Raw genomic sequence first — 26,844 nt, 5'->3', positions numbered from 1 at the left:
CAGCCATGAAATGGGGCTCGAGGTCTATGGTTACTGGAGAGCTACGCTCATTCCACCATCCGCCATCACGACTGCGCCGACGATATAGCTGGCTTTGTCGGACGCCAGAAAGGCGATCACTTCGGCAATTTCGCGCGGCTGTGCCGCGCGTCTGATCGGCGCGTTTTTGCCATGCTCGGCGAGAAATGCAGGACCATCCTCGTGGATGTGGTTTGTGATATTTGTTACCGCGTCGCCGGAACCTACCGCATTGACGCGAATGCCGTGATCGATCGCCTCAAGCGACATGGCACGCGTCAACTGGGCAAGCGCGCCTTTGGACGCTGCGTACGCAGCGATAAGCGGAAACGCCTGATAGCACGCGTATGAACCCACGTTGACGATGGCGCCTGTGCGTGCCGGCATCATCGCGCGCATGGCCTCACGCGAGAACAGGAATGCACCCGTGGAATTCACGGCCTGCACGCGGTTCCAGTCCTCAAGCGTCATGTCGACAACGAGTTTATTGATGATGATCGCGGCATTATTGACCAGAATATCGAGTTTGCCAAACTGCTGCATTGCGGCGGCCACCGCGCGTCGCGCACTTTCCTCGTGCGCGACGTCGGCAACGAGCGGGACGATTCCCGGCCTGGCCAACGCCTCGACATCGGCGCTCCGGTCGACGGCAATCACGCTGGCGCCTTGAGTATGCAACAATTCCGTGGTAGCGAGCCCAATGCCGCTGGCAGCACCGGTGACGATAGCGATCTTGCCGTCGAAAGACTGATTGGTGGAAGCTTGTAAAGTCATAAAAACGCTCCTAACGAGATAGACAGTTCAATAAGGGCTTGCGGTCGGGCGCACCACGATCTCCATGAACAGACGAGATAGCGGTTGCGACGTCTTTCGGCACTTGAGCTGAACCGTGCAGCCGATAACCAATCTTATGAACCGCAGGCGCGGACGCAAATACACGTGACGATGACAGTGTTGCCTATTCCTATCGAAGTAGAGATGTGCCGTCGATCGGGTCGGTTACAATTCCTTCGCCTTATCCGCCAGCAAAGAAGCCCTCGTGACAGTTACTGACGATCCGATTTCCGTAAAGATGGTGAACCTGCTCGAGCGGCTGGCGCCGAACGAGGGATACACACAGTCCGCCCTGGAGGGCGTGCGGTTCATGCGATCTAACCGGCCGTTAGGGCGCACGCCCGTGCTATATGAGCCGAGCATCGTGATCGTCTGCCAGGGGCGCAAACTGGGATTCCTCGGCGATCAGATCTATGTGTACGATGCGCAGCATTACCTCGTCTTGTCGGTGCCATTACCGTTCTCCACGGAAACCGAGGCGAGCGAGTCGGAGCCAATGCTGGCCGTCTCGCTGCGGCTCGACTTGACCGAGTTGGCCGACCTCATTCTGATGATCGATCAGTCAGGTTGCCATCAGCAAGGCGCGCCGTTCGGAATCTTATCGACACCATTGGACGGCGATCTGGCCGACGCCACCTTACGCCTGCTTCGGGCATTGACGTCCCCCCTCGATGCACAGGTATTAGGGCCCGCGATCGTGCGTGAAATCTGCTATCGGGTACTAGTCGGGCAGCAAGGCGCGGCACTGAGAGCGGCACTCGCCCATCAGGGTCGATTTGGGAGAGTGGCGAAGGCGCTGCGCCGGATCCACGCCGACTATGCCCAGCCATTGGATGTCAGCGCTCTCGCGAAAGAGGCTGGAATGAGCGTGCCAGCTTTCCATGCCAACTTTCGCGCCGTCACGCTCACCTCGCCGATCCAATACATCAAATCGACACGTTTGCATCAAGCTCGGCTGATGATGATCCGCGACGGCTTGACGGCTGCATCCGCGTCGGCGCGTGTGGGCTACGAGAGCCCATCCCAGTTCAGCCGGGAGTTCAAGCGGTTTTTCGGGCGATCGCCCGTCGATGAGGCTCGGGACATGCGAGCTTCGTTCGCCCTGTCACCCGCGACTCAACTCGAGGATTTCGCCGCGTCCAACTGACGGGAACGCCCGTCGATGGATCAGGATGTGAAGGAAGGTTGATGGCATTTAGAGATTCCGCCGTATCAGCCGCACTCGCTCGCTGGCTACGAGCCGGTCGTCAAAGTTTGCCCATGATGCGTATTGTCGAATGGGAAATGATCGGCAATCGGCTCATCGTTGCACTGAAACATAAAGGCCTCGTTGCGCACTGCACGGCGTGTGGAGCGACAAGTTCCCGGATACATGCGCGCGAATGCCTGGTGATCGAAGCCGACACCTCGTTGCCGGGGCTTCACGTAAAACAGGGTTTGCAGCGCCTGGGCCAGATACGTGGACTGCCGGGCGTGGCTACCGCCGATAGCTGGGGCAATAGCCCCCGCAGGACTCGGTTTCACTCCCACTCAATCGTCGCCGGCGGCTTGCCCGAAATATCGTACACAACGCGATTGATACCCCGCACCTCATTAATGATGCGATTCGACGCGTGCCCAAGCAATTCATACGGCAAATGTGCCCAATGCGCGGTCATGAAATCGTGCGTCTGCACCGCGCGCAACGCGACAACATAGTCATACGTGCGGCCATCGCCCATCACGCCGACGCTGCGCACTGGCAGAAAAACTGCAAACGCTTGGCTGGTCAACTCATACCATGACTTGCCGCTATCCGGATCAATCGTCGTGCGCAGCGTTTCAATGAAAATCGCATCGGCTTTGCGCAGTAGATCGGCGAACTCGCGCTTGACCTCGCCCAGGATCCGCACGCCCAGCCCCGGCCCAGGGAATGGGTGCCGATACACCATCGATGACGGCAAGCCGAGCTTGACGCCAAGCTCGCGTACCTCATCCTTAAACAACTCGCGCAGCGGCTCGAGCAGTTTCAGATTCAACGTTTCCGGTAATCCGCCCACGTTATGGTGACTCTTGATCGTATGCGCGCCCTTCTTGCCTTTGCCAGCCGACTCGATCACATCCGGATAGATCGTGCCTTGCGCAAGCCATTTCGCGTCGGTCAGCTTGCGAGCCTCGTTCTGGAACACCTCGACGAATTCCGCACCGATGATCTTGCGCTTGTGCTCTGGATCCGTCACGCCGGCAAGCTTGCTCATGAATGCGTCGCTGGCGTCGACGTGAATCACCTTTACTCCAAGGTGCCGTCCGAACGTCTCCATGACCTGCTCCGCTTCATTGAGCCGCAGCAAGCCGTGGTCGACGAACACGCATGTCAACTGGTCGCCGATCGCACGGTGCAGCAGTGCCGCCGCCACCGACGAATCAACGCCGCCAGACAATCCGAGGATCACCCGCTCGTTACCGACCTGCGCACGGATCTGCTCTACCGCCTCGGCGATGTAGTGCCCCATTTCCCAATCCGGTGTCGCACCACACAACTCGAGCACGAACCGATTCAGCATGTCACGGCCCTTGATCGTATGCGTGACCTCCGGATGCCACTGCAACCCGTAAAACCGGCGATCCTCATCGGCCATTGCCGCAATCGGGCATGATTCGGTCGACGCCATGAGCTTGAATCCGGGCGGCATCTCAACCACCTTGTCACCGTGGCTCATCCAGACCTTCAGCATGCCATGGCCTTCCGGCGTCGTGAAATCCTCGATCGCCTCCAGCAGCTTCGTATGGTTGCGCGCGCGTACCTCGGCGTAGCCGAACTCGCGCACGTGGCCGAGTTCGACCTTGCCGCCGAGTTGCAGCGCCATCGCCTGCATGCCGTAACAAATGCCTAGTACCGGCACGCCTAGATCAAACACGGCCTGCGGCACGCGTGGCGCATCCGTGTCGGTGACCGAGTTCGGACCGCCGGACAAAATCACGCCCTTCGGCTTGAATTCGCGCACGAATGCGTCATCCACATCGTATGGATGAACCTCGGAGTAGACATGCGCCTCACGCACACGGCGCGCGATCAACTGCGTGACCTGGGAGCCAAAGTCGAGGATCAGGATTTTGTCATGCATGGCAATGGGTGAATCTCAATAGAATGAAAACGGGACGAGCCGCGCTGTGCGCGGAGCCGACGGCAGCACAACGCGCAATACGGCGGGAGGCGCGTTCTAGGCGGGTATCGAGGCGCCGTTCAACCGCGGTCCGTGTCGTCGTCGCCGCGCACGAACGGCTCGCGACGTTCGTCGGCCTCGGCGCCGCGCGCGGGTATCGACGCGGTGGATGGTGATGCGTTGGGTGCCGATGCACTGTGCCGCGTCGTCGCCGGCGCCGCCGGCGTCCGGCCGGCTGATTTCGCCTGACTGGTCGAGACGTCTGCGGCCTGAGCCGGTGCCATCGGCGCCGTCGCGGTGGCACGTTCGCGCGCACGCTCCGCGGAAGCCGCCCCTTGCGCGGCCGCCCGGTCACGCCGCCGTACCGCGGCGGCCAGCCGGACGTTGATCAGCCCATACAGCAGCAACGCGACACCCACCAGCGGTCCGATCCACAGGCCGAGGCCGGCCAGCGACGGCGAGCGCACCGCAACCAGCCAGACGAGCATCAGCACGCCGCAGGCCCACAGCGCGTGGCCACTGGCGCCGGCAACCAGCGCGGTCAGTGCACCATGAATCGCCGCGCGCAATTGCAATCCGGCCAGCGCCAACAGCACGATGCCGAACAACTGCCCCACCATCGCTGGTGACACTTGCACCAACTGCAGCGTGTCGTACAGCGACCGCCATGGGGTCGCGATCATCAACAGACCGAATGCCGCCGTCACCAGCGCATCGACGATCAGTACCGCGCGCAACAGGGCTTTCATGCGTCCACTCACTCGACGTGATAGTTCGGCGCTTCCTTCGTGATCTGCACGTCATGCACGTGCGATTCGCGGACGCCAGCCGCCGTGATCTCGACGAACGCGGCTTTTTCGTGCAACTCCTCGATCGTGCGGCAACCACAGTAGCCCATGCTCGCGCGCACCCCGCCGATCAATTGGAACAGGATCGCGCTGACACCCCCCTTGTACGCGACGCGGCCTTCAATCCCTTCCGGCACCAGCTTGTCAACGTTGGCCGAATTGTCTTCCTGAAAGTAGCGGTCTGCCGCGCCATCTTTCATGGCGCCAACCGAACCCATGCCGCGATACGATTTGTATTGGCGTCCCTGGAACAGGAACACGTCGCCAGGCGATTCTTCGGTGCCGGCCAGCATGCTGCCCATCATCACCGCGTCGGCGCCCGCGGCCAATGCCTTCGAGACATCCCCGGAGTAACGCACGCCGCCGTCGGCGATCACCGGCACGCCGCTGCCCCGCAGCGCATCAGCCACGTTCGCGATCGCGGTGATCTGCGGCACACCGACGCCCGCGACGATCCGCGTGGTACAGATCGAACCTGGGCCGATGCCAACCTTCACACCGTCGGCGCCGTGCTCGACCAGCGCCTTGGCCGCTTCGGCCGTCGCAATGTTGCCACCCACCACATCGATATGCGGAAAATGCTGCTTGACCCAGCGCACCCGCTCTAGCACACCTTGGCTGTGCCCGTGCGCGGTATCAACGACGATTACGTCGACACCCGCCGCCGCCAGCGCTTCGACGCGCGCCACGTTCTCCGGACCGACACCGACGGCAGCACCGACCCGCAGCTTGCCGTGCTCGTCCTTGCAGGCGTCCGGGTGCTCAGTCGCCTTCGTGATGTCCTTGACCGTCATCAATCCGCGCAGCTCAAACGCCTCGTTGACGACCAGCACACGCTCCAGGCGATGGCGGTGCATGAGCGCCTTGGCTTGCGCGAGCGACGTCCCCTCGCTGACCGTGACCAGCCGCTCACGCGGCGTCATGATCGCGCGCACCGGCTCGCCCAGCCGCTCCTCGAAACGCAGGTCGCGGTTCGTCACGATGCCGATGAGTTTCGCGCCATCGACGACCGGGAAGCCGGAAATGCCATGCTGGCGCGACAGCGCAATCACGTCGTGCACCTTCATATCGGGCGGCACGGTGATCGGATCGCGCAGCACGCCAGACTCGAACCGCTTGACCTTCGCAACTTCACGCGCCTGCTCAGCCGGTGTTAGATTCTTGTGCACGATGCCGATTCCACCCTGCTGCGCCATCGCAATCGCAAGCCGCCCTTCGGTCACCGTGTCCATCGCCGCCGAAATCAGCGGCATGTTCAGCGAGATATTGCGAGTCAGGCGGGTTTTGAGATTGGTGTCACGCGGCAGTACGTTCGAGTACGCCGGCACGAGGAGCACGTCATCGAATGTGAGTGCTTTTTGGATCAGACGCATGGCAAATCCTATAGGCGCAAAATCGGATTATACCGATAGTTTCCTGGATTTTCACTGTCTGAACAGCCAGTTACACATACGCCCCCATTTTTAACCCGGGCCGACGTGGGCTTTGTGCCGACTGCAGGATTCGACAAGCACAACGAATGTACCGCGTGCTATGCTGCGCGCCTTTAATTGCCGCCGCGCCCGCCGCCTCGTGCCAGCCGCCTCGCACACGCCGCTGGCATGCGGCGTGGCAGCCATGCGCAATTCGGGCACGGCGCGGCACAGCCAACGATGACAGGGAGTCGGCAATGCGACGTGGGGTGATGTACGGCCTGCTAGCGGGCGCGGTGTGGGGCTTCGTCTTTCTCGGCCCGTGCCTGCTGCCGGACTTTTCGCCGTTGCTGCTGGCCGCCGGACGCTATCTGCTGTACGGCCTGGTGTCGGTCGTCGTCGCGCTGCCCAACGCGCGCCGGCTGCTATCCAAGCTCACGCGCGCGGATCTCGTGGTGCTCATCTGGCTCGCGCTCGCAGGCAACATTGTCTATTACATTCTGGTCGCCGCAGCGGTACAACTGGTCGGCGTCGCGCCATCGTCGCTGATCGTCGGTGTGCTGCCGCTGACCATCACGCTGGCCGGACGCGCCGATCACGACGCGGTTTCACTGCGGCGGCTTACGCTTGCGCTGCTGATGATTGCCGCCGGCATCGCCTGCATCAACCTCGACGTCTTCACGGCATCGTTTGCCACGCACGGCACGATCGCGAGCCGGATCGCCGGTGTGTTGTGCGCAGCGGGCGCTCTGGTGGCGTGGACCTGGTTCGCCGTCGCCAATGCGCGCTATCTGCGCAAGGCAGGACATTTCGACAGCAACGAATGGTCGATTGCATCGGGCATTGTCACCGGTGTACTCGGCGCACTGCTATGGGCCGGGCTGCTGCTGGTGCCAAGCAGCGCAGTTGGGCGGCCAGCGCTCGATGCCGAACGCTGGCAACTGTTCTGGGCGCTCAACCTAGCCATCGCCATCGGCTGTTCATGGTGGGGCAATGCGTTGTGGAACGCTGCGGCGAAACGCCTGCCATTAACGCTGTCGGGCCAGTTGATCGTGTTTGAGACGCTGTTCGCGCTCGTGTATGGGTTTATCTACGCGCAGCGCTGGCCGCGCGCGCTCGAATGGGGCGCGATCATGCTGCTCGTTGCGGGCGTGAGCTGGTCAGTACGCCAGCACGCGAGTCAGCCGTCGCGCCCGGGCAAGTCGCGGCACGCGATCGAGGAGGACGCGCCAATCTCGGCGCACTGACGTGCCAACGGCCGTTAACGGGGGCGCACCATGCGCGGCCTACTTCAGCGGGCGTCTTTCGCGCGCCATTTGCGTCCTTCGAGCGAGCCGCTGTGGCGAGCCTTGTCAACGCGGCGCTGTCGCGCGAGCTTCGGATCGACGGTCAACGGCCGATAGATCTCGACGCGATCACCATTCTCGAGCACCGAGTCCAGCGCGCGGATGCGTCCGAACACGCCGACGCGCTGCTGGGCCAGGTCGATCTGCGGATGCATCGCGACGATCCCGCTAGCCTCGATGGCCTCACGCAGCGTCGCACCGATTGGCAGTCGCAAGGCGACGAGCGTTTGCGTGTCGGGCAGCGCATAACAAACTTGCACCTCGATCATGGCCCCGGCGCCGCCGCCCAGCGCCGCTGGATCAACGCTTGCCATAGCGCTCCCCGGCCCGCTTGACGAACGATTCGACAAACGTGTTCGCGATGTGATTGAACACCGGTCCGATCAGCTTCTCCAAGATGATGCTGGAAAACTCATAGTGCAACGCAAACTCGACCTTGCACGCATCGTCCCGCAGCGGGATGAAGTTCCAATAGCCGGTGAACCGCTTGAAAGGCCCTTCGGTGAACTCCATATCGATCCGTTCCGGGCGCCGTTGCGTGTTATGGGTGGCGAAATGCTGATGAATCCCCTTGAAGCGGATGTCGATCCGTGCTTCCATGCTTGTTTCGTCCTGGTGCCGGATCTCGACGCCGCCGCACCAAGGCAGAAAGTTGGGGTAGTCGGCAACATCAGTCACAAGGTCGAACATACGTTCGGCGGAATAACGAATCAGGACGGTTTTCTGGACGTCTGCCATAAAAGGGCATCGAAGAGGCGCGTGGCGCCGCGCGCGTCGCGGCGAGCCCGGAGCACGCGCGGACGCGACGCGGCCTTCGGCGCCGGGTCGCTTTGCTAAAATCATAATTTTATCCGAGTTGGTCAAAACCCATTCATGAGCATCATCGACAACAAGAAAGCATTCTTCGATTACTTCATCGAGGAACGCTACGAGGCGGGGCTCGTGCTTGAGGGCTGGGAGGTCAAGGCACTGCGCGCCGGGCGCGGCCAAATCAAGGAAGGCTACGTTGTGATTCGCAACGGCGAACTGTTCCTGATCGGCACGCACATCAGCCCGTTGCAGACCGCCTCGACGCACGTGCACGCGGATCCTGTGCGCACCCGCAAGTTACTGCTCAACGCCGATGAGATCCGCAAGCTAATTGGCAAGGTCGAGCAGCGCGGCTATACGTTGGTGCCGCTGAACTTCCACTACAAGAATGGACGGGTGAAGTGCGAAATTGGCCTGGCCCGGGGCAAGAAGCTGCACGATAAGCGCGAGACCGAAAAGAAGCGCGACTGGCAACGCGAGAAGGCACAGCTGCTGAAAAACACCACGCGCTAGCGGCGCGCCGCCGCGACGCCGCCCGCCCCCTCTTCGCTGTATTAGCCGGAACTTGAACTGACAGATAGTCGGGCGGATAGAGAAGAAGCGGTTAATGCGGGATGAGTTTCTCCTTGGCAAGTGCTAGTGAATCGAGGAAGGTACGCATGGGCGTCTTGCCATAACACCATCGCCCCGGATGCTCACGTTCATTGTTGTACTGGTCGAGCCATGCATCAAGGTCGGTTTGTAAGGCGTCGATCGATTCGTAGATCTTCTTGCGGAACACGACCCGATAGAACCCGTTGAGCATGGTCTTGTGCAATCGTTCGACGATACCATTGGGCTGCGGCGACTTGGCCTTGGTGCGGGTATGGTCGATGTCTTCTACGGCCAAATACAGCTCATATTCGTGATGCTCGGGATTGCCACAGTATTCGGTGCTGCGATCCGTGAGCACGCGTAGCAGCGGGATGCCGAAACTGTCGAAGAATGGGGCAACGCGGTCATTGAGTAAGTCAGCGGCCGGCAGGGGCGTCTTGCGATCGTAGAGCTTGGCCAATGCCACCTTCGAGTAGGTGTCGACAAAGGTTTGTTGATAGACACGGCCTACGCCTTTGAGGTTGCCGACATAGAACGTATCCTGCGCGCCGCAGTAGCCAGGACATTCGGCCTCAAACTCGCCCTGGGCCTCTTTTCCCGTTTGGCGCGCTCCAGCGCGACCAACTGGGCATCGGTTAGCACCAGCCCTTGCTGAGCGGATTGGGCTTGCAGCGCCTTCAGACGTTTGGTCATGGTCTGCAGATCGTGACGCAGCCAGATGCTGCGAACGCCCTGAGGCGAGACCTTTAACGCATAGCGCTTGAGCACTTCATTGGCGATCCGGTTTTGGCCATAAGCGGGCAGTTCCAGAGCCAGTTCAACCACGCTCGCCTCGATAATTTGGCCGCTTCATACTGAAGTCTCCTTTCATTTCTCGGGGATAGACACTTGTGTCAGGCATCGAGTTTGTGCCGCAGGATACGCCGATTTCCCCCGTTGATCTGACAATTCATTCAGCTTACGGTTTATCACGCGACCGATCGCCGCGGCTGATTCCGGTTCGAGCAGCTCGCTATGGACGCAATGTATATCGTAAATCTCGATATTCCCACGCACGTAAGGTTGCCATACGTCGCGAGGTACGAGCGTGGGGGACTGATCGTCCGCGAGGGTTGCATGGAAGAAAAGCGCGTTGCCACCATAGATGGGCGGAGAAAATTCTTTCAAAATACGGTGGTGGTTCTTCGCGATTTCCCAGGCGTTCCGCCGTAACGGTTCGTCCATGGCTGAAATCAATGCTTCGCCGTACTGAGCCACCAGCGCAGCATAATGGATCGCTTCATCGAGTTCGGACGCATCATCCAAGACGCCGGGGCTAGGATGACTATCCAACAACGCCAGTAGTGCCACTGACTCGTCGTGCTGCTCCAGCTGCGCCGCGATGCTGTGAGCCACGTTGCCCCCCAGGCTCCATCCTAATAGGTAATACGGTCCTTGAGGCTGAATGCGGCGAATCTGCTCAAGATAGTCCAACACCATCGCCTCAATCGTGGGGGCAAGCGGTCGTGTTCCGCCGAATCCACAGGCTTGCAAGCCATAGAGGGGCTGATCACTATCCAAGTGAGGCAATAAGCCCATATAGCTCCAACTCAACCCCATGGCGGGATGGATGCAAAAAAGAGGGGGGCGACTACCCTGGGGTTTGAGCGCAAGCAGCACATCAAATGAGCTTTCTTGGCTTCCCTGCTGCTCGACTAAGCGTTGTGCCAAGCTTGCGAGCATGGGAGCTTCGAACAGTGTGCGAATGGCAAGTTCCACCCCTAGCACATCACGAACACGGCTCATCAGGCGCATCGCTAATAGCGAGTGCCCGCCGAGCGCAAAGAAGCTATCGTGCCGACCAACACGCTCAACGCCCAGCAGCTCAGCCCAAATCGCCGCCAACGCAGTCTCGAACTCGCCTTGTGGCGCTTCATACACTTGACGTACCAACGCATCATCGTGCGGCGCGGGCAACGCACGCCGATCGAGTTTGCCGTTCGATGTCAATGGAAGTGCATCGAGCCGCACGAACGCACTGGGCACCATGTACTCGGGCAACGCGGCCGCCACATACATGCGCAATGTGCTGGCCAACATGTTATCGGGCTCAGCGACCACATACGCGACCAGCCGCTTAGCTTGCCCTTCGCCCCGTGCCAGCACCACCGCGTCGTGTACCTGCGGGTGCTGAGCCAGGCGCGCCTCGATCTCGCCCGGCTCAATGCGAAAGCCGCGAATCTTGACTTGATGGTCATTGCGGCCGAGGAACGCCAGATTGCCATCGGGTAAATACCGCGCCAAATCCCCCGTCTTGTACATCCGGGCATTAGGCTCGCCCGAGAACGGATCGCGCACGAAGCGCTCAGCAGTCAGCTCCGGACGGTTTAAGTAACCCCGCGCCACGCCTGCCCCCCCAATATACAGCTCACCGACCGCGCCCAGCGGCACCGGCTGGCCGTAGCTATCGAGCAGGTAAATCTGTGTGTTCGCAATCGGCCGGCCAACACTCTCAATAGCAGGGTCGCCCCGTTGAATCGACAGCCACGTCGAGTACGTGGTGCTTTCCGAAGGACCATAAAGGTTACACAAACGCTGCACAGGAGTCTGCTCGAAGATCTGCTTGATCAACGACGCCTTTAGTGGCTCACCTGCGACATTAATCGTTGCAGCCGAAGATAAGTTCGCTTGATGCGTCAGCAGCGAATGCATCGCGGAAGGCACCGTGTTGATCAGCGAGACGGGGTGAGCATGATGTATCAAAGCCAGCGCATCATTAACGAGATGCACGGTTGAGCCTTGCGCAAGTGGCACAAAGCACTCGTAGACGGACAGATCGAAGCTAATCGATGTAGCAAACAGCGTACGCTGTGTTTCCGAGGGGCCAAAGGCTTGAAGAGCCCAGCACAATAAATTAACCGCTTGAACATGCTCGACCATCACCCCCTTGGGCATACCGGTGGAACCGGACGTATAAATCACATACGCGAGATGATGGGACATCAGCGTTGGCACCGACGGATTCGTCTGCGCTCGCGCCGGCAGCGTGTTCGGGTCCAGCACCGTGCGATTGGCCAAAGCTGCGTCACCCAGTGCCGCCCGACCCGCTGCATCGGCCAACACAATCTGCGGTGCCGCATCCTCTAAGATATGCACAAGCCGTTCGCCCGGATACGCGGGATCCAGCGGCACATACGCGCCACCCGCTTTCAGAATCGCCAGCAGCCCCACCACCATCACGGGGCTCCGTTCGACACAGACCGCTACTCGCGCATCGGGTTTCACCCCAATCTCGATCAACTCATACGCCAAGCGATTCGCTTGCACATTCAATTGAGCATAGCTCAGCAGCTGATCCTCATAGAACAGCGCGGTAGCTTCAGGCGTGCGCTCGACCTGCTCCTCGAACAGCTGGTGGATGCATTGGTGCGATGGATAGTCTTGCTGCGTTGCGTTCCACGTCTCGAGCAACAACGTGCGCTCAGCCGGCGTCAGCAACTCAACACGGGTGACCGGATGCTGGTCATCAGCCGCCATCGCCTGTAACATCGTCTGCAAATACCCAACATGCCGCTCGATCGTCGCGCAATCGAATAGCGCCGTCGCATAACCCAACCCGCCGACAATCTCTTCACCCAATTCGTACAGGTGCAGCGCCAAATCGAACTTGACCACCTCGTAAGCCAAATCCGCTGGCGTGATTTCCAGACCCGGTAGCTGCCACGCTCCGGTCTCGTTGCTTTGCCACGCGAACATCACCTGGAATAGTGGCGTATGCTCGAGCCGGCGCGGTGGCTGCACGATCTCCACCACCTGCTCAAATGGCAGATCCTGATGCGCTTGCGCCTCCAGCGTCGTGCGCCGCACCCGCTCGAGCAACTGCGCCGCGCTCGGCTCGCCCGACACATCCACCCGCAACGCGAGCGTGTTCACAAAGAAGCCAATCAACGGCTCAATTTGGCGGTGATGACGATTCGCACTGGGCGTACCAATGACCAAATCGCCTTGCCCCGACAGGCGCGCGAGCACCGCACTCCACGCTGCGAGCACCGTCATAAACAACGTCGCACCGTGTGCTTGGCTCAAACGCTTCAAGGCTCGCGTAGTAGGCGCATCGATTCGGATCGGCACGTAGGCCCCCGCGAACGATTGCTGCGCCGGGCGCGGTCGGTCAGTCGGTAACGCCAGCAGCACTGGGGCGTCGGCGAGCGTGGCGCGCCAGTACTCGTTTTGCGCTTGCAACCGCTCGCCTGAAAGCCACTGCCGCTGCCACACTGCATAATCCGGATATTGGATCACCAGCGGTGGCAAAGGATCGGCGTGACCTGCACAGGCAGCGGTGTACAGCGCGCTGAGCTCGCGCGCCATCACGCCGATCGACCAGCCGTCCGACACAATATGGTGCTGCACAAGCAGCATCACGTGCTCATCATCAGCCAATTGAATGCCGCAGGCGCGGATCAGCGGACCACGCGTCAGATCGAACAGTGCCTGTGCAGCCTTGGCGCTCAGTTGCACCAACTGGGACTGCGCGTCTCGCTCGCCGCGCAGGTCATGCCAGGTTATCGGCACGCCCGTCTCGGCGGGCAACAGCTGCACCTGAGGTTGACCGTCGATGCTGACGAACACCGAGCGCAACGCTTCGTGACGTGCCCACAGCGCATCCAGCGCTTGCTGCCAGGCAACGGGGTTCAAGGTACCGCGCAGACGCAGTGCCATCGGCATATGATACGTGTCGCTCACCCCGTCGAGCTGCGCGAGGAACCACAGCCGTTGCTGCGCGAACGACAGCGGCAGGGCGCTTTCTCGAGACACCGGCGTGATCTCGGGCAGCGTATTGGTGCCTTGATGCCATTGCGCACTCAGCGCGGCAGCGAACCCGGCCAGCGTCGGGGAAGTGAACAAGGTCGCCAGCGGTACTTCGGCAACGCGTGCGCTCACCCAGTTGATCAAGCGCACCGCGAGCAGTGAATGGCCACCCAACGCGAAGAAGCTGTCGTGTCGGCCTACTCGTTCGACACCCAGCAATTCAGACCAGATCTCGGCCAGCGTGGTCTCGAGCTCGCCCCGCGGCGCCTCATACACTTGATGCGCGAACGCGTCAGCGCTGGGTGCCGGCAGTGCTCGGCGATCCAGCTTGCCGTTTGACGTCAGCGGCAACGCATCGAGCCGCACAAACGCACTAGGCACCATATACTCAGGCAACGCTGCCGCCACATGCGTGCGCAAGGTGCCGGCCAAAGCGTCATCGGGCTCGGCCACCACATACGCGACCAGCCGCTTGGCACTGCCTTCGCCCATGGCCAGCACCGCCGCCTCGCACACCTGTGCATGCTGGGTCAAGCACGCCTCGATCTCGCCTAGTTCGATGCGAAAGCCGCGAATCTTGACCTGATGGTCGTTGCGCCCCAGGAACTCCAGATTGCCATCGGGTAAATACCGCGCCAAATCCCCCGTCTTGTACATCCGCGCGTCCGGCTCGGCCGTGAACGGATCGGACACAAAGCGCTCAACAGTCAGCTCGGGTCGGTTCAGGTAACCACGGGCGACGCCGGCGCCACCAATGTACAACTCGCCAACCGCACCCAGCGGCACAGGCTGCTTGTACGCGTTCAGGATATAAAGCCGGGTGTTGTCAATGGGACGACCAATCGTACGCCAGTTGTTTTCTTTGTCGATGACCTCATGCACGGTAGCAGTCACCGTCGCCTCAGTCGGACCATAAACGTTGAACAATCGCGGTCGGTGACCTGCCCCCGCAAACCATGCGCTTTGTGCTGACACGCTTAGCGCCTCTCCACTAATCATGACCACGCGCACACTGTCCGAAACAGGGACTTTTTCCTGCGCCAATTGGGACCAAAATTGGGTAGGTAAATCCGTCACGCTCACACGGTTCGCCTTGCAAAGCGCCCAAAATTGCTGGGCCCCAGCTAACCAAGCATCGGTGCGTAGCACCAATGCCGCACCCTGGGTCAACGTGACAAAGATCTCTCCGACCGACGCATCGAAGGACAGCGACGAGCATTGCAACACCCGGTCGTGCGCAGTGACGCCAAGTTTTTGAGCCATGGCCGTCACCAGGTTGACCGCGCTACGATGTGGAATCATCACCCCTTTGGGCTGGCCCGTGGAACCTGACGTATAAATCACGTAGGCCAGGCTCTGTGCAGTCAGTGCCAACTCAGGATTGCGCGCGCTTTGGCGTGCCCACTGCGCTATATCAGCCTGCAAGTCCAGTACCGGCACCCCGGCTCCCAGACATTGCGTCACTGCGGCCGGTGGAGTGCCAACGCTGAGCAAGACTGCAGGTGCACTATCTGTCACCATATAAGCCAAGCGTTCTGGTGGATACGCGGGATCGAGCGGTACATACGCTCCACCCGCCTTAAGCGTGGCGAGAATGCCAACGATCATTTCCGGACTGCGCTGCGCGTACACTGCCACCCGTGTATCCGGCTTCACGCCCAGTTTAATCAGTTCGTGCGCCAGGCGGTTAGTTTGTGCATTCAATTGCACGTAGCGCAGTGTCTGCTCTTCATAGACCAGTGCTATTGCCTCCGGTGTGCGTGCCACCTGCGCCTCGAATAGCTGGTGAATGCATAAGTGTGACGGATAAGCCTGTTCTGTCGCGTTCCACGTCTCGATCAGTAGGCTTCGCTCCTCCTTAGGCAACACTTCCAGTTGCCCGACCGGCCATTCGGGCGTCGTTTCGAGCACGTCAGCTAGGCCTTCCAGCGCCTGCTGCATATATCCACATACCCGGTCTGCATCCAAGGGCTCGATAATTTGCGCAGTCAACCCCAGTGCTTGTCCAGAATCTTCAATCGATAAACCGATTGGATAATTATCACGCTCTTTGGAATGGAACAACTCGACGCCTGGCAGCATGCCGCTCTTCTCCGCACTTATCGCATTGTGCCGATAATTAAGCAGCGCACTGAACAATGGAGTGCCGGCCGGCACGCTACTGCAGCGCTGCGCCAGTGCCAACGACGCATGCTCATACTCGAGCAGTGCCGCCAACCGCGCATGCGTCGCGCGCACCGCTGCCTCCACACTGCCGGCCAAGTCCACCCGCAGCGGTAGCGTATTGATAAACAGCCCCATCGCACTGTCGGCGCCGCTACCTGCCTGCATCCGCCCAAACAGCACCGTGCCGAACACTACCCGCGGCTGACCGCTCGCGCGCGCGAGCACTTGCGCCCACGCCAGATGGCATAGGCTGGCCAAGCTCACGTCCAGGCGCCTGGCCTGCGCGCGGAGTCGATCGTTCAATGCCGGCGGCAGCGTCCGGTGCGCTTCGTGCACGTGCGCGCCGTCGCGATACACCTCCGCGAGACCAAACGGCAGCGTCGGCTCTTCAATATCCGCGAGCTGCTCGGTGAAAAAACGCGCATGCTCAACCTGGCTCACACCCAGGCGCGCCTGCGCTACCAGGTTACGGAACGGTTGGGCTGCTGGCAACGTTTCACCTTGACCTTCGATGAACGCTCGCACCTCCGTGTGCATCACTTCCAGCGTCAAGTGATCGCCGATTAAGTGATGCTGCAATTGGACTACCTGCCAGCAGCCATCAGTGTCCTGCGCAATCGCACAGCGCAGCAGCGGCGCCTGCGTCAGCTCCAGCCGAGTGTGGCGAGGATCAAAGCGCTGCGCCAATTGTTCGGCGATCGGCCCGTCGGCACGATCTAGAGTGAGTTCGGTGATCGACAGCGGCGCATGCCGCCAGACCACCTGCGCGGGCGTAGACAGTCCTTCCCAGACAAACGCGGTGCGCAAAATATCGTGACGGTTGGCCACCTGTTGAACGGCAGCTAGATACTGATCGAGCAGCTCGCGCGTGTCGAAAACCAGTTGCGTAATCAGCAGATACGGATCGCCTTTGGTGGCCAACAGATGGTGGAACAGGATGCCGTCCTGCAATGGCGAGAGCGCATAGATGTCTTGGAGATTGGCGATGCCACCCGGCACCTGCCTGACGATCCGGTCGATGTCAGCCTGCGTCAGCTCAATGAGCGGTAGCATCGATGGCGTGAGGATCGTAGTCTCGGGCGTGATAACGTTGGGCGGTACTGTCACATCGCGAGGCTGGCTCAGCGCTTGCGCCAGCACGCTGAGCGTCGGGGTATCAAAAAGCGCCCGCACAGACAATCCGAGCCCCAGACGCCGCAGACGCTCAATCAACTGCACGGCAAGCAACGAATGGCCGCCGAGCGTGAAGAAGCTGTCGTGTCGGCCCACTCGTTCGACACCCAGCAGCTCAGCCCAGATCTCGGCCAGCGTGGTCTCAAGCTCACCCCGCGGCGCCTCATACACTTGATGCGCGAACGCGTCAGCGCTGGGTGCCGGCAGCGCACGCCGATCCAGCTTGCCGTTTGGCGTCAGCGGCCACGCGTCAAGCCGCACGAATGCGGCTGGCACCATATAGTCAGGCAAGCAAGCGGCCACATGCGCACGCAACGTGTTGGCCAACGCGTCATCCGGCTCAGCCCGCACATAGGCGACCAGGCGCTTATCGTCGCCGTCGCCGCATGCAAGCACAAGCGCATCATGCACCTGCGGATGTAAGCTCAGGCACGCTTCGATCTCGCCCGGCTCAATGCGAAAGCCGCGAATTTTGACTTGATGGTCGTTGCGGCCCAGAAATTCTAAATTGCCATCCGGTAAATACCGCGCCAAATCCCCCGTCTTGTACATCCGCGCATCCGGCTCAAGGACAAACGGATCGCGCACAAAACGCTCGACCGTGAGCCCTGGGCGATTCAGGTAGCCACGCGCGACGCCTGCTCCTCCAATATACAGTTCACCGACCGCACCGAGCGGCACCGGCTGACAGTATATGTCGAGCAGATAAATCCGCGTGTTCGCAATCGGCCGACCAATCGTGGGCTGCATCTGATCAGAACTGAGTACAGCAAGCGTCGCATCCACCGTGCATTCGGTCGGCCCATAAACGTTACACACCGTCAGGTGTGATGCATTGACCAGCGTTTGCCAAGTAAGGGGAGCAATCGGTTCGCCACCAACGAGCACAGTCAGTGGACGTTGGTGCTGAAGTAAATCCGCTGACAACAACATCTCAAGTTGGACCGGCGTGCAATCCAGTACATCGATGCTTGTCGTTGCGAGACATTGGAGTAAAGCTGCGCCATCAGATCGTACAGCTTGTGGAATCAGAACGAGCGTGCATCCGCTTAACAAGCTAAGCACGCTTTTCAACGATGCATCAAATGCAACACTGGCATTTAAGCCCACCCTGGCATGGATGGGACAGTGAGTCAATACAGCGCTTTGTAGCGCGCTGTATAGATTGACTAACGACTGGTGTTCGACCATCACGCCTTTCGGCTTGCCGGTCGAACCTGACGTGTAGATCACATACGCGAGATGCCGGGCGGTCAGGCCCGGCACCGACGGATTGGTGTCAACCTCCCCCGGCAGCGCATCCAGATCCAGCACGATGCGCTCAGCGAGCGCCGTGTCACCGAGCGCGCCGCGCCCGGCTGCATCGGCCAGCACAATCGCCGGGGCTGCGTCCGCAAGGATATGCGCGAGCCGTTCACCCGGATACATGGGGTCCAGCGGCACATAGGCGCCGCCCGCTTTTAGAATCGCCAGCAGCCCCACCACCATCGCTGGCGAGCGCTCGACACAAATGGCCACCCGCGCATCGGGCTTGACGCCCAATTCGATCAACTGATGCGCTAAGCGATTCGCTTGCACATTCAGCTCAGCGTAGCTCAGCGCCTGCTCCTCAAACATCAACGCCGTGGCTTCCGGCGTGCGCTCGACCTGCGCTTCGAACAACTGGTGAATGCACAACTGCGACGGATAATCGCATTCTGTCGCGTTCCACGTTTTGAGCAGTAACTGACGCTCAGCCGGGGATAGCAACTCAAGCGTTGTCACCGGTTGCTCCGGGTGAGCCACCATCGCGCGCAACACCGTCTGCAGATACCCGACATGCCGCTCGATCGTCGTTTGATCAAACAACGCGCTCGCATAGCACAATGCGCCAACGATCGTGTCGCCCGACTCTTGTAGCGCCAATTCCAAATCAAACTTGACCGTGTTGCCCTCAAGCTCGGTCGGTGTGACCGTGAGATTGGGCAGGCACCAATTTTCTGTCTGCGTGCCCTGCCATGCAAACATCACCTGAAACAATGGCGTGTGATTGAGCCGGCGCGGCGGCTGCACAATCTCCACGACCTGCTCAAACGGCAGATCTTGATGCGTTTGCGCTTCGAGCGTCGTGCACCGCACACGCTCAAGCAACTGCGTTGTCGTCGGCGCACCGGACAGATCCACACGCAACGCCAGCGTATTGACAAAGAAGCCAATTAGCGGCTCGATCGCTGGGTGTCCGCGGTTCGCGCTGGGCGTACCAATGACCAAGTCGTCTTGACCCGACAGGCGCGCGAGCACCACACTCCACGCCGCGAGCACCGTCATGAACAGCGTCGTGCCCTGTTCTTGGCTCAAGCGCTTCAGCGCCTGCGTGGTCGATGCATCAATGCGCACCGGCACCTGCGCACCCGCAAACGATGGCTGCACCGGACGCGGCCGATCGGTCGGTAGCGCCAGCAGCACCGGTGCGTCGGCCAGCCTCGTGCACCAATAGTCGCTTTGCGCCTGCAGTCGCTCGCCCGACAGCCATTGCCGCTGCCACGCCGCATAATCCGGATACTGAACGTTCAGCGCCGGCAACGGATTAGCCGGCTCACCGCAGGCCGCGCGGTACAGCGCATTCAATTCCCGCACCAGCACCCCGATCGACCAGCCATCCGACACAATATGATGTTGCGTCAGTATCAATACATGCTCGTCATCGGCCAGCCGAATGCCACGCGCTCGCAGCAGCGGCCCGTGCGCCAGATCAAATGGTGCGTGCACTGCCTCGTCGCTTAAGCGCGCCAGTTGCGCATCAGCGTCAGGCATACCGCGCAGGTCATGCCAAGTCATCGGCACGCCCGTCTTGGCGGGCAGCAGCTGCACCTGCGGCTGGCCCTCGACGCTGACGAACACCGAGCGCAGCGTCTCATGACGCGCAAACAGCGCATCCAGTGCCTGCTGCCATGCGGACCGATTCAGCGGCCCGTGCACACGCCACGCGAGCGGCATATGATAGGTGCGACTCACACCATCGAGCTGCGCGAGAAACCATAGCCGTTGCTGCGCAAACGACGGCGGCAAAGGGCCTTCTCGCGACACCGGCGTAATCTCAGGCAGCATATCGGTGCCGTGATGACGTCGCGCATCGATTGCCGCCGCGAATGCAGCGAGCGTCGGCGACGCAAATAGCGTAGCCAATGGCACCTCGGCACCCAATTCAACGATACGATTCAACAGCCGCACCGCGAGCAGCGAATGACCGCCAAGCGCAAAGAAGCTATCGTGCCGACCCACGCGCTCGACGCCCAACAGCTCCGCCCAGATCGTCGCGAGTGCGCTCTCCAGCTCGCCTTGCGGCACTTCATACGCTTGGTGCACGAGCGCATCGATAGCGGGCGCGGGCAGCGCCCGCCGATCCAGTTTGCCGTTCGGTGTCAGCGGGAAGGCATCGAGCCGCACAAACGCGGCCGGCACCATATAGTCAGGCAAGCGAGCGGCCACATGCGTACGCAGCGTGTTAGCCAACGCGTCATCCGGCTCGGCCCGCACATAAGCGACCAGGCGCTTATCGTCGCCGTCGCCGCGTGCAAGCACAAGCGCATCATTCGCCTGCGGATGTGAATTTAGGCACGCTTCGATTTCGCCCGGCTCAATGCGAAAGCCGCGGATCTTGACTTGATGGTCATTGCGTCCCAGAAACTCCAAGTTACCGTCCGGTAAATACCGTGCCAAATCCCCCGTCTTGTACATCCGCGCATCGGGCTGGCTCGAGAACGGATCGCGCACAAAACGCTCGGCCGTGAGCTCCGGGCGATTCAGGTAGCCACGCGCGACGCCTGCTCCTCCAATATACAGTTCACCGACCGCACCGAGCGGCACCGGCTGACAGTATATGTCGAGCAGATAAATCCGCGTGTTCGCAATCGGCCGACCAATCGGAACAGCTTTGCCGCCAAAATGACGGGGGCCGCGCCATATCGTGGCGCAAACCGTTGCCTCCGTCGGGCCATATGCATTAAAGACGGTGCCTTGCTTGGCCAAAGCTTGAATCAATGTCGAACTGGACGCCTCGCCTGCTAGGATCACCGTTAGGGGTAGGCTTAGGCTCGATAAATCCTCGCCATGTTGAAGCAGTGCAGGAGGTAAGGTTGCATGCGTAATCGTATGTTTTGCTAAATAATCACACAGCCTACGCCGGTCATGACGGACTGTTTTAGGTGGCAAATACAAGGTCGCCCCACTGCCAAAGGCCATCACCATTTCCGAACTGCTTGCATCAAAACTGAACGACGCAAACTGCAAAATTCGGCTGGAAGCGTCTACGCCAAAGCAGGCAATTTGCGCCTGCGCAAGGTTCACCACACCACGATGCAGCACCATGACGCCCTTCGGGGTGCCGGTGGAGCCTGACGTATAAATCACATAAGCAAGATGACGGGACGTCAGTGCCTGCACCGACGGATTCGTCTGCGCTCGCTCCGGCAATGTGTTGGGATCCAGCACCGTACGAGCGGCCAAAGACGCCTCACCCAGTGAAGAGCGGCCCACTGCATCCGCGAGCACAATACTCGGCGCCGCATCCGCGAGAATATGCGCGAGCCGCTCGCCCGGATACGCCGGATCGAGTGGCACATAGGCGCCGCCGGCTTTTAGGATCGCCAGCAGCCCCACCACCATCGCTGGCGAGCGCTCGACACAAATGGCCACCCGTGCATCGGGCTTGACGCCCAATTCGATCAACTGATGCGCTAAGCGATTCGCCCGCACATTCAGCTCAGCGTAGCTCAGCGCCTGCTCTTCAAACATCAACGCCGTGGCCTCAGGTGTGCGCTCGACTTGCGCTTCGAATAGCTGGTGAATGCATTGGTGCGCCGGATAGTCTTGTGCTGTCGCATTCCACGTCTCGAGCAACAACGTGCGCTCGGCCGGTGCAAGCAACTCAACGCGCGTCACAGGGTGCGCTGCGTCGGCAGCCATCGCCTGCAACATCGTCTGGAAATATCCGACGTGCCGCTGAATCGTCGCTTGGTCAAACAACGTGCTCGCATAGCATAGTGCGCCAACGGTTTCGTCGCCTGACTCCTGTAGCTCCAATTCCAGGTCGAACTTGACCGTGTTGGCCTCAAGCCCGGTCGGTGTGACCGTGAGATTGGGCAGGCACCAATTTTCTGTCTGCGTGCCCTGCCATGCAAGCATCACCTGAAACAATGGCGTGTGATTGAGCCGGCGCGGCGGCTGCACAATCTCCACGACCTGCTCAAACGGCAGATCCTGGTGCGCTTGGGCCTCCAACGTCGTGCGCCGCACGCGTTCAAGCAGCTGCGCCGTCGTCGGCGCACCGGACAGATCCACACGCAACACCAGCGTATTGACAAAGAAGCCAATTAGCGGCTCGATCGCTGGGTGTCCGCGGTTCGCGCTGGGCGTACCAATGACCAAATCGTCTTGGCCCGACAGGCGCGCGAGCACCGCGCTCCACGCCGCAAGCACCGTCATGAACAAGGTCGTGCCGTGCTCCCGGCTCAAGCGCTTCAGTGCCTGCGTGGTCGATGCATCGATGCACACCGGCACCTGCGCACCAGCCAATGATGGCTGCGCCGGACGCGGCCGATCGGTCGGTAGCGCCAGCAGCACCGGTGCGTCGGCCAGCCTCGTGCGCCAATAGTCGCTTTGCGCCTGCAGCCGCTTGCCCGACAACCATTGTCGCTGCCACGCCGCATAATCCGGATATTGAATGCTCAGCGCCGGCAACGGATCCGGTTGGCTTCTACAGGCGGCCGTGTATAGCGCGTTCAATTCACGCACCAGCACGCCGATCGACCAGCCGTCCGACACGATATGATGTTGCGTCAGTACCAGCACGTGCTCGTCGTCGGCCAGTTGAATGCCGCATGCGCGCATCAGCGGTCCGTGTGCCAAATCGAACGGTGCTTGTGCAGCCTCGGCGCTCAGTTGCACCAGTTGAGTCTGCACGTCGGGCACATCACGTAAGTCATGCCAGCTCATCGGCACGCCCGTCGCGGCGGGCAGCAGCTGCACCTGCAGCTGGCCCTCGACGCTGACGAACACCGAGCGCAGCGCCTCATGACGCGCAAACAGCGCATCCAGTGCTTGCTGCCATGCGGACCGATTCAGCGGCCCGTGCACACGCCACGCGCGCGACATATGATAGGTGCGACTTACACCGTCGAGCTGCGCGAGAAACCATAGACGCTGCTGCGCAAACGACAGCGGCAAATGGCCTTCTCGCGACACCGGCGGGATCGTGGACAGCGTATCGGTGCCGCGATGTAATTGCGCATTCACCGCGGCAGCGAATGCCGCGAGCGTCGGCGACGCAAATAGCGTGGCCAATGGCACCTCGGCACCCAATTCAACGATACGATTCAACAGCCGCACCGCGAGCAGCGAATGACCGCCAAGCGCAAAGAAGCTATCGTGCCGACCCACGCGCTCAACGCCCAGCAGCTCAGCCCAGATCGTCGCGAGTTCAGTCTCCAGCTCGCCTTGCGGCGCTTCATACGCTTGACGGACCCATGCTTCGTCATCCGGCTCCGGCAACGCCCGCCGATCCAGTTTGCCGTTCGGTGTCAGCGGGAAGGCATCAAGCCGCACAAACGCGGCCGGCACCATATAGTCAGGCAAGCGAGCGGCCACATGCTCATACAGCGTGCTCGCGAGTGACGCATCGGATTCAGCAATGACATACGCGACTAGTCGCGTGTGCTCGCCGTCCCCGCGTGCGAGCACCACCGCATCACGTACCTGCGCATATGAGTTTAGGCACGCCTCAATCTCGCCCGGCTCAATTCGTTGGCCGCGCAGCTTAATCTGATTGTCGATGCGGCCAACATAGTCAAGTTGACCGTTTGCCCGCCATCTGGCCAAGTCGCCCGTTCGGTACAGCCGCTCGCCGTGCCCGAACGGGTTTGCGATAAAGCGCTCAGCACTTAACGCGGGCTGGTTGAAGTAACCGCGTGCCAAGCCCGCGCCGGCGATATACAGCTCGCCGGTCACGTCCGGGGGCAACGGCTTGAGCTGCCGATCCAATACATACACACGCACGTTCGACAACGGCTGGCCAATCGGCACCGTCCCCTGGGTGTCAGGTACGGCCGCAAACCAGGTCGATGTCATCGTGCATTCAGTCGGGCCGTACTGATTGAACACCTGCACCTGCGCGCCGAGCGTTTGATGCACGCGCGCAACAAGTGGCGCGTCCAGCGCTTCGCCACTCACCAAAATCATGCGTAGTGCGCCACCCACGCCCCGGCGTTCAGCTGCCTGACAGACGCTACGCAGCAAGCTAGGCGTAATACTGAGCAATGCCGTGACACGCTGCTCGTGGAGCGCACCTACATAGCGGTGCGGCTCCTTGGCGTGCGCGGTCGAAATCAGCACCACGCGTGCGCCTGCAATCAGCGGGCCGATTAGGTCACGCACCGACGCGTCAAAGGCCAGGCTCGCGACATTGAGCACTACATCCTTTTCGGTGACACAATAATGGCGAACCAAGAAGTTCAAGTAATTGGCTGCACCGCGATGCCGGGTCATCACCCCTTTAGGCTCACCCGTTGAGCCCGACGTATAGGTCACGTACGCGAGATGATCAGGCAACACGCCGCTGGCCGGACGCGTGTCGGGCTCAGCCGCGATCTGCGCCCAGTCGGTATCCAGGCGCACGCACTGTGCAGCCGGGCGCGGCAACGCCGGCTGCAAGCGCGACTGCGTGACTAGGACCGGCACGCGGGCCTGCTGCATGAGGGACGCGAGGCGCTCGCGCGGGTAGCTCGGATCCAGCGGTAAATACGCGCCCCCGGCCTTCAAGATGCCCAGTACGCCAACCACCATCTCGATTGAGCGCTCTACGCATAGCCCCACCACAGCGTCGGGTCCAACGCCCAGTGTGCGCAAATGCCACGCCAGTTGATTGGCCCGGCGCTCTAATTGAGCGTACGTGATGGACTGCGCGCCCAACACGACGGCCACCGCCTGCGGCGTGCGCTCGACCTGCGCTTCAAACAGCTGATGCACGCCCAGGTTATCGGGATACGCTTGCTGGGTCGCATTCCAGTCAAGCAGCAGCCGCTGCCGCTCGCTCGCCTCGAGCAGGTCGATGTCACCCATCGGCTGTGTCGGCGCCGCGGCCAGCGTTTGCAAGAACCGCACGAACCGGTGTTGATGCCCGGCCAGCTCATCTGCGGTGTAACAGGCCGGATTCGCGTCAAAGTCGATCCGTAACGGACCGTCGTCTGCCCGCGGATAGACCGTGACCCTCAAATCGTCAACTGGACCATTGCGTAGCGGATGCGTCGTCGAGGTCAACTCCCCAAAGGTTAGGGCGTCGTCAAGCGGCATGACATGGACAGCGGTTCTAAACAGCGACTGGCCGGACGCCCGTCCAAGTGAGCGCAGCAACGTGTCACTCGAGTCACGTAAGCTCTGCCGCCCGCGTTGGATCTCGTGCTCAGCCTGCTGCGTCAACGAAGCCAGGCTCATGTCCGATTGCACCATCAATCGAAGCGGCATCGTGGCGTCGCTACCGAGCGGATACGGCTCAGTCGCCCCCCAAGCCGAGCAGCCCAACGCCACGTCGTGTATGCTGCTCAACCGAGACAGATACGCAGCCATCGCGGCTGTCATCAACGAGGTCAATTGCGCGGTATCGCCCGCAGGATCGCCGAACGCGTGGGACGGCAACGCCATGGTATGACGCAGTGCCGGCTGCAGCGCCGGCGCACACCGGCTGGCCAGCGTGGCCGGCTCCGGCCAATGCACATCCCGCTTGAACCGATACGCGTCATCCCGGCTCTCTTGGGCTGAAGCGGGGTGCTGCGCGTCGCGCGTCCACGCTGGCGCCCATTGCTCGGAAGGAGGCGACATGCCCGCACACAGCGTGCGATACCCGTGTGCGACGCGCTGCGCGATCAGGTGAGCGCCGAGCTCATCGATCACGCGCGCGTGGTAGCGCTGATACCATAGCACCCGATCCGGTGCCGTGTGTAACAACGCATAACGAAAGAGCGGCTCTTGTAAAACATTGCCCGGCTGCTCATAATCGGCACGCATCCATGCATGGGCAGCGGCGTATGGATCTGCTTGTCCACTCACATCGATTCGTGACAATGACCACAGGGGTGAGCCGATAAATTGGCTAAGGCCGTGCTCACTTTCGATAAATTGCAACCGCAGACTATCTACTTCGTCTACCACCTGCCGTAAGGCGGTTTCAAACTGCGCGATGTCAATGGCACCTTCGATCACCGTGTAGCGCGCCACACAATACACCGGACTTGCCAAGGGCGGCCGTTGGTCAGGTCCTTGATCGGTTTGAGCCGCACTGAGCGGATCAGCCTCTGGCATCATGCAAGCAGACATCTGTATTCTCCTATTCAGACACAAGGCTGGTTCACTGTTGACGACGCAAACCCATGGAACGACGGCAATGGCTAACTTGCCAGACAGAAGATCAAGCCCTAAGTGGGCAAAACTGCTGGCATGACGCTAGGCGTCACACTGCTACTCGTGCAGCCCCTTGAGGGCCATTGCGTTGAAAAACGACGGAGGCGACTACTTCAATGCCTTTCAGCATTACAAAGGACGCATTCGCTCTACCTGTGCGTGGTTACGCCAATTTGTGAAGGCAGCGGAGCCTTCATTTTTATCACTCAAGTCTTTATACCTTTAGTATGAGCAGCAGATTTGCTCAGTCCGTTAATAATGACCACACCTACTTTTTCATGAT

General features: G+C 60.8%; 11 protein-coding genes and 1 pseudogene. 3 read left to right on the top strand and 9 right to left on the bottom strand.

Features of this window, described 5'->3' with window-relative positions:
• Positions 1 to 30 precede the first annotated feature (30 nt).
• Positions 31 to 792 carry an SDR family NAD(P)-dependent oxidoreductase gene (locus KPG66_RS06835; RefSeq protein ID WP_013435287.1) on the bottom strand — a complete coding sequence of 254 codons (762 nt, stop codon included), beginning with the start codon at positions 790 to 792 and terminating at the stop codon, positions 31 to 33.
• Positions 793 to 1,090: 298 nt separating this feature from the next.
• Between KPG66_RS06835 and KPG66_RS06830 the strand changes: the two genes are divergently transcribed.
• Positions 1,091 to 1,999, top strand: coding sequence for an AraC family transcriptional regulator (locus KPG66_RS06830; RefSeq protein ID WP_237070384.1), 909 nt, complete (start codon positions 1,091 to 1,093; stop codon positions 1,997 to 1,999).
• Positions 2,000 to 2,085: 86 nt separating this feature from the next.
• Here KPG66_RS06830 and KPG66_RS06825 read toward each other — a convergent pair whose 3' ends face one another.
• The 4 genes from KPG66_RS06825 to guaB all read right to left on the bottom strand — a co-directional run bounded on the left by KPG66_RS06825 (position 2,086) and on the right by guaB (position 6,216).
• Positions 2,086 to 2,376 (bottom strand): hypothetical protein, encoded by a 291-nt coding sequence (locus tag KPG66_RS06825; protein ID WP_237070355.1) that lies wholly within the window; start codon positions 2,374 to 2,376, stop codon positions 2,086 to 2,088.
• Entirely contained in the window at positions 2,373 to 3,956 is a 1,584-nt protein-coding gene (guaA, locus tag KPG66_RS06820) for a glutamine-hydrolyzing GMP synthase (protein ID WP_013435284.1), read from the bottom strand. The genes KPG66_RS06825 and guaA overlap by 4 nt, the downstream gene beginning before the upstream one ends.
• Positions 3,957 to 4,075: 119 nt before the next feature.
• Complete coding sequence (locus tag KPG66_RS06815) at positions 4,076 to 4,744, bottom strand: hypothetical protein (protein WP_237070354.1); 669 nt, start codon at positions 4,742 to 4,744, stop codon at positions 4,076 to 4,078.
• A gap of 8 nt (positions 4,745 to 4,752) precedes the next feature.
• A complete protein-coding gene (guaB, locus tag KPG66_RS06810; RefSeq protein ID WP_013435282.1) occupies positions 4,753 to 6,216 on the bottom strand; it encodes an IMP dehydrogenase in 1,464 nt (487 codons plus the stop codon).
• 296 nt (positions 6,217 to 6,512) lie between these two features.
• Between guaB and KPG66_RS06805 the strand changes: the two genes are divergently transcribed.
• Positions 6,513 to 7,502, top strand: a complete 990-nt coding sequence (locus KPG66_RS06805; RefSeq protein ID WP_237070353.1) for a DMT family transporter — start codon at positions 6,513 to 6,515, stop codon at positions 7,500 to 7,502.
• 44 nt (positions 7,503 to 7,546) lie between these two features.
• Here the strand turns inward: KPG66_RS06805 and KPG66_RS06800 are convergent, their stop codons facing one another.
• Together KPG66_RS06800 and KPG66_RS06795 are read right to left on the bottom strand one after the other, a co-directional pair.
• A complete protein-coding gene (locus tag KPG66_RS06800) occupies positions 7,547 to 7,870 on the bottom strand; it encodes an RnfH family protein (protein WP_237070383.1) in 324 nt (107 codons plus the stop codon).
• A gap of 31 nt (positions 7,871 to 7,901) precedes the next feature.
• Positions 7,902 to 8,339, bottom strand: coding sequence for a type II toxin-antitoxin system RatA family toxin (locus KPG66_RS06795; protein WP_041753499.1), 438 nt, complete (start codon positions 8,337 to 8,339; stop codon positions 7,902 to 7,904).
• A 135-nt stretch (positions 8,340 to 8,474) separates the two neighbouring features.
• On the opposite strand from KPG66_RS06795, the gene smpB reads away from it, so the two are divergent.
• Positions 8,475 to 8,924 carry an SsrA-binding protein SmpB gene (gene smpB / locus KPG66_RS06790; RefSeq protein WP_013435278.1) on the top strand — a complete coding sequence of 150 codons (450 nt, stop codon included), beginning with the start codon at positions 8,475 to 8,477 and terminating at the stop codon, positions 8,922 to 8,924.
• 91 nt (positions 8,925 to 9,015) lie between these two features.
• On the opposite strand, the pseudogene KPG66_RS06785 reads toward smpB, so the two are convergent.
• A pseudogene (locus KPG66_RS06785) lies at positions 9,016 to 9,842 on the bottom strand (integrase core domain-containing protein); the annotation flags it as partial.
• Positions 9,843 to 9,872: 30 nt separating this feature from the next.
• Complete coding sequence (locus tag KPG66_RS06780; RefSeq protein ID WP_237070352.1) at positions 9,873 to 26,477, bottom strand: non-ribosomal peptide synthetase; 16,605 nt, start codon at positions 26,475 to 26,477, stop codon at positions 9,873 to 9,875.
• Between the last annotated feature and the right edge of the window lie 367 nt (positions 26,478 to 26,844).

It is taken from the genome of Mycetohabitans sp. B2, from assembly GCF_021733735.1.
Lineage (GTDB): Bacteria > Pseudomonadota > Gammaproteobacteria > Burkholderiales > Burkholderiaceae > Mycetohabitans > Mycetohabitans rhizoxinica.
Note: the sequence above shows the minus strand (reverse complement) of the source record. Positions and strands in the feature narration are given on the sequence as shown.

Bases quoted from the DNA above. Each gene is read 5' to 3' on its own strand.
- KPG66_RS06835 (WP_013435287.1), bottom strand. From the start codon at position 792: ATGACTTTACAAGCTTCCACCAATCAGTCTTTCGACGGCAAGATCGCT.
- KPG66_RS06830 (WP_237070384.1), top strand. From the start codon at position 1,091: ATGGTGAACCTGCTCGAGCGGCTGGCGCCGAACGAGGGATACACACAG.
- guaA (WP_013435284.1), bottom strand. From the start codon at position 3,956: ATGCATGACAAAATCCTGATCCTCGACTTTGGCTCCCAGGTCACGCAG.
- KPG66_RS06815 (WP_237070354.1), bottom strand. From the start codon at position 4,744: ATGAAAGCCCTGTTGCGCGCGGTACTGATCGTCGATGCGCTGGTGACG.
- guaB (WP_013435282.1), bottom strand. From the start codon at position 6,216: ATGCGTCTGATCCAAAAAGCACTCACATTCGATGACGTGCTCCTCGTG.
- KPG66_RS06805 (WP_237070353.1), top strand. From the start codon at position 6,513: ATGCGACGTGGGGTGATGTACGGCCTGCTAGCGGGCGCGGTGTGGGGC.
- KPG66_RS06800 (WP_237070383.1), bottom strand. From the start codon at position 7,870: ATGATCGAGGTGCAAGTTTGTTATGCGCTGCCCGACACGCAAACGCTC.
- KPG66_RS06795 (WP_041753499.1), bottom strand. From the start codon at position 8,339: ATGGCAGACGTCCAGAAAACCGTCCTGATTCGTTATTCCGCCGAACGT.
- smpB (WP_013435278.1), top strand. From the start codon at position 8,475: ATGAGCATCATCGACAACAAGAAAGCATTCTTCGATTACTTCATCGAG.
- KPG66_RS06780 (WP_237070352.1), bottom strand. From the start codon at position 26,477: ATGTCTGCTTGCATGATGCCAGAGGCTGATCCGCTCAGTGCGGCTCAA.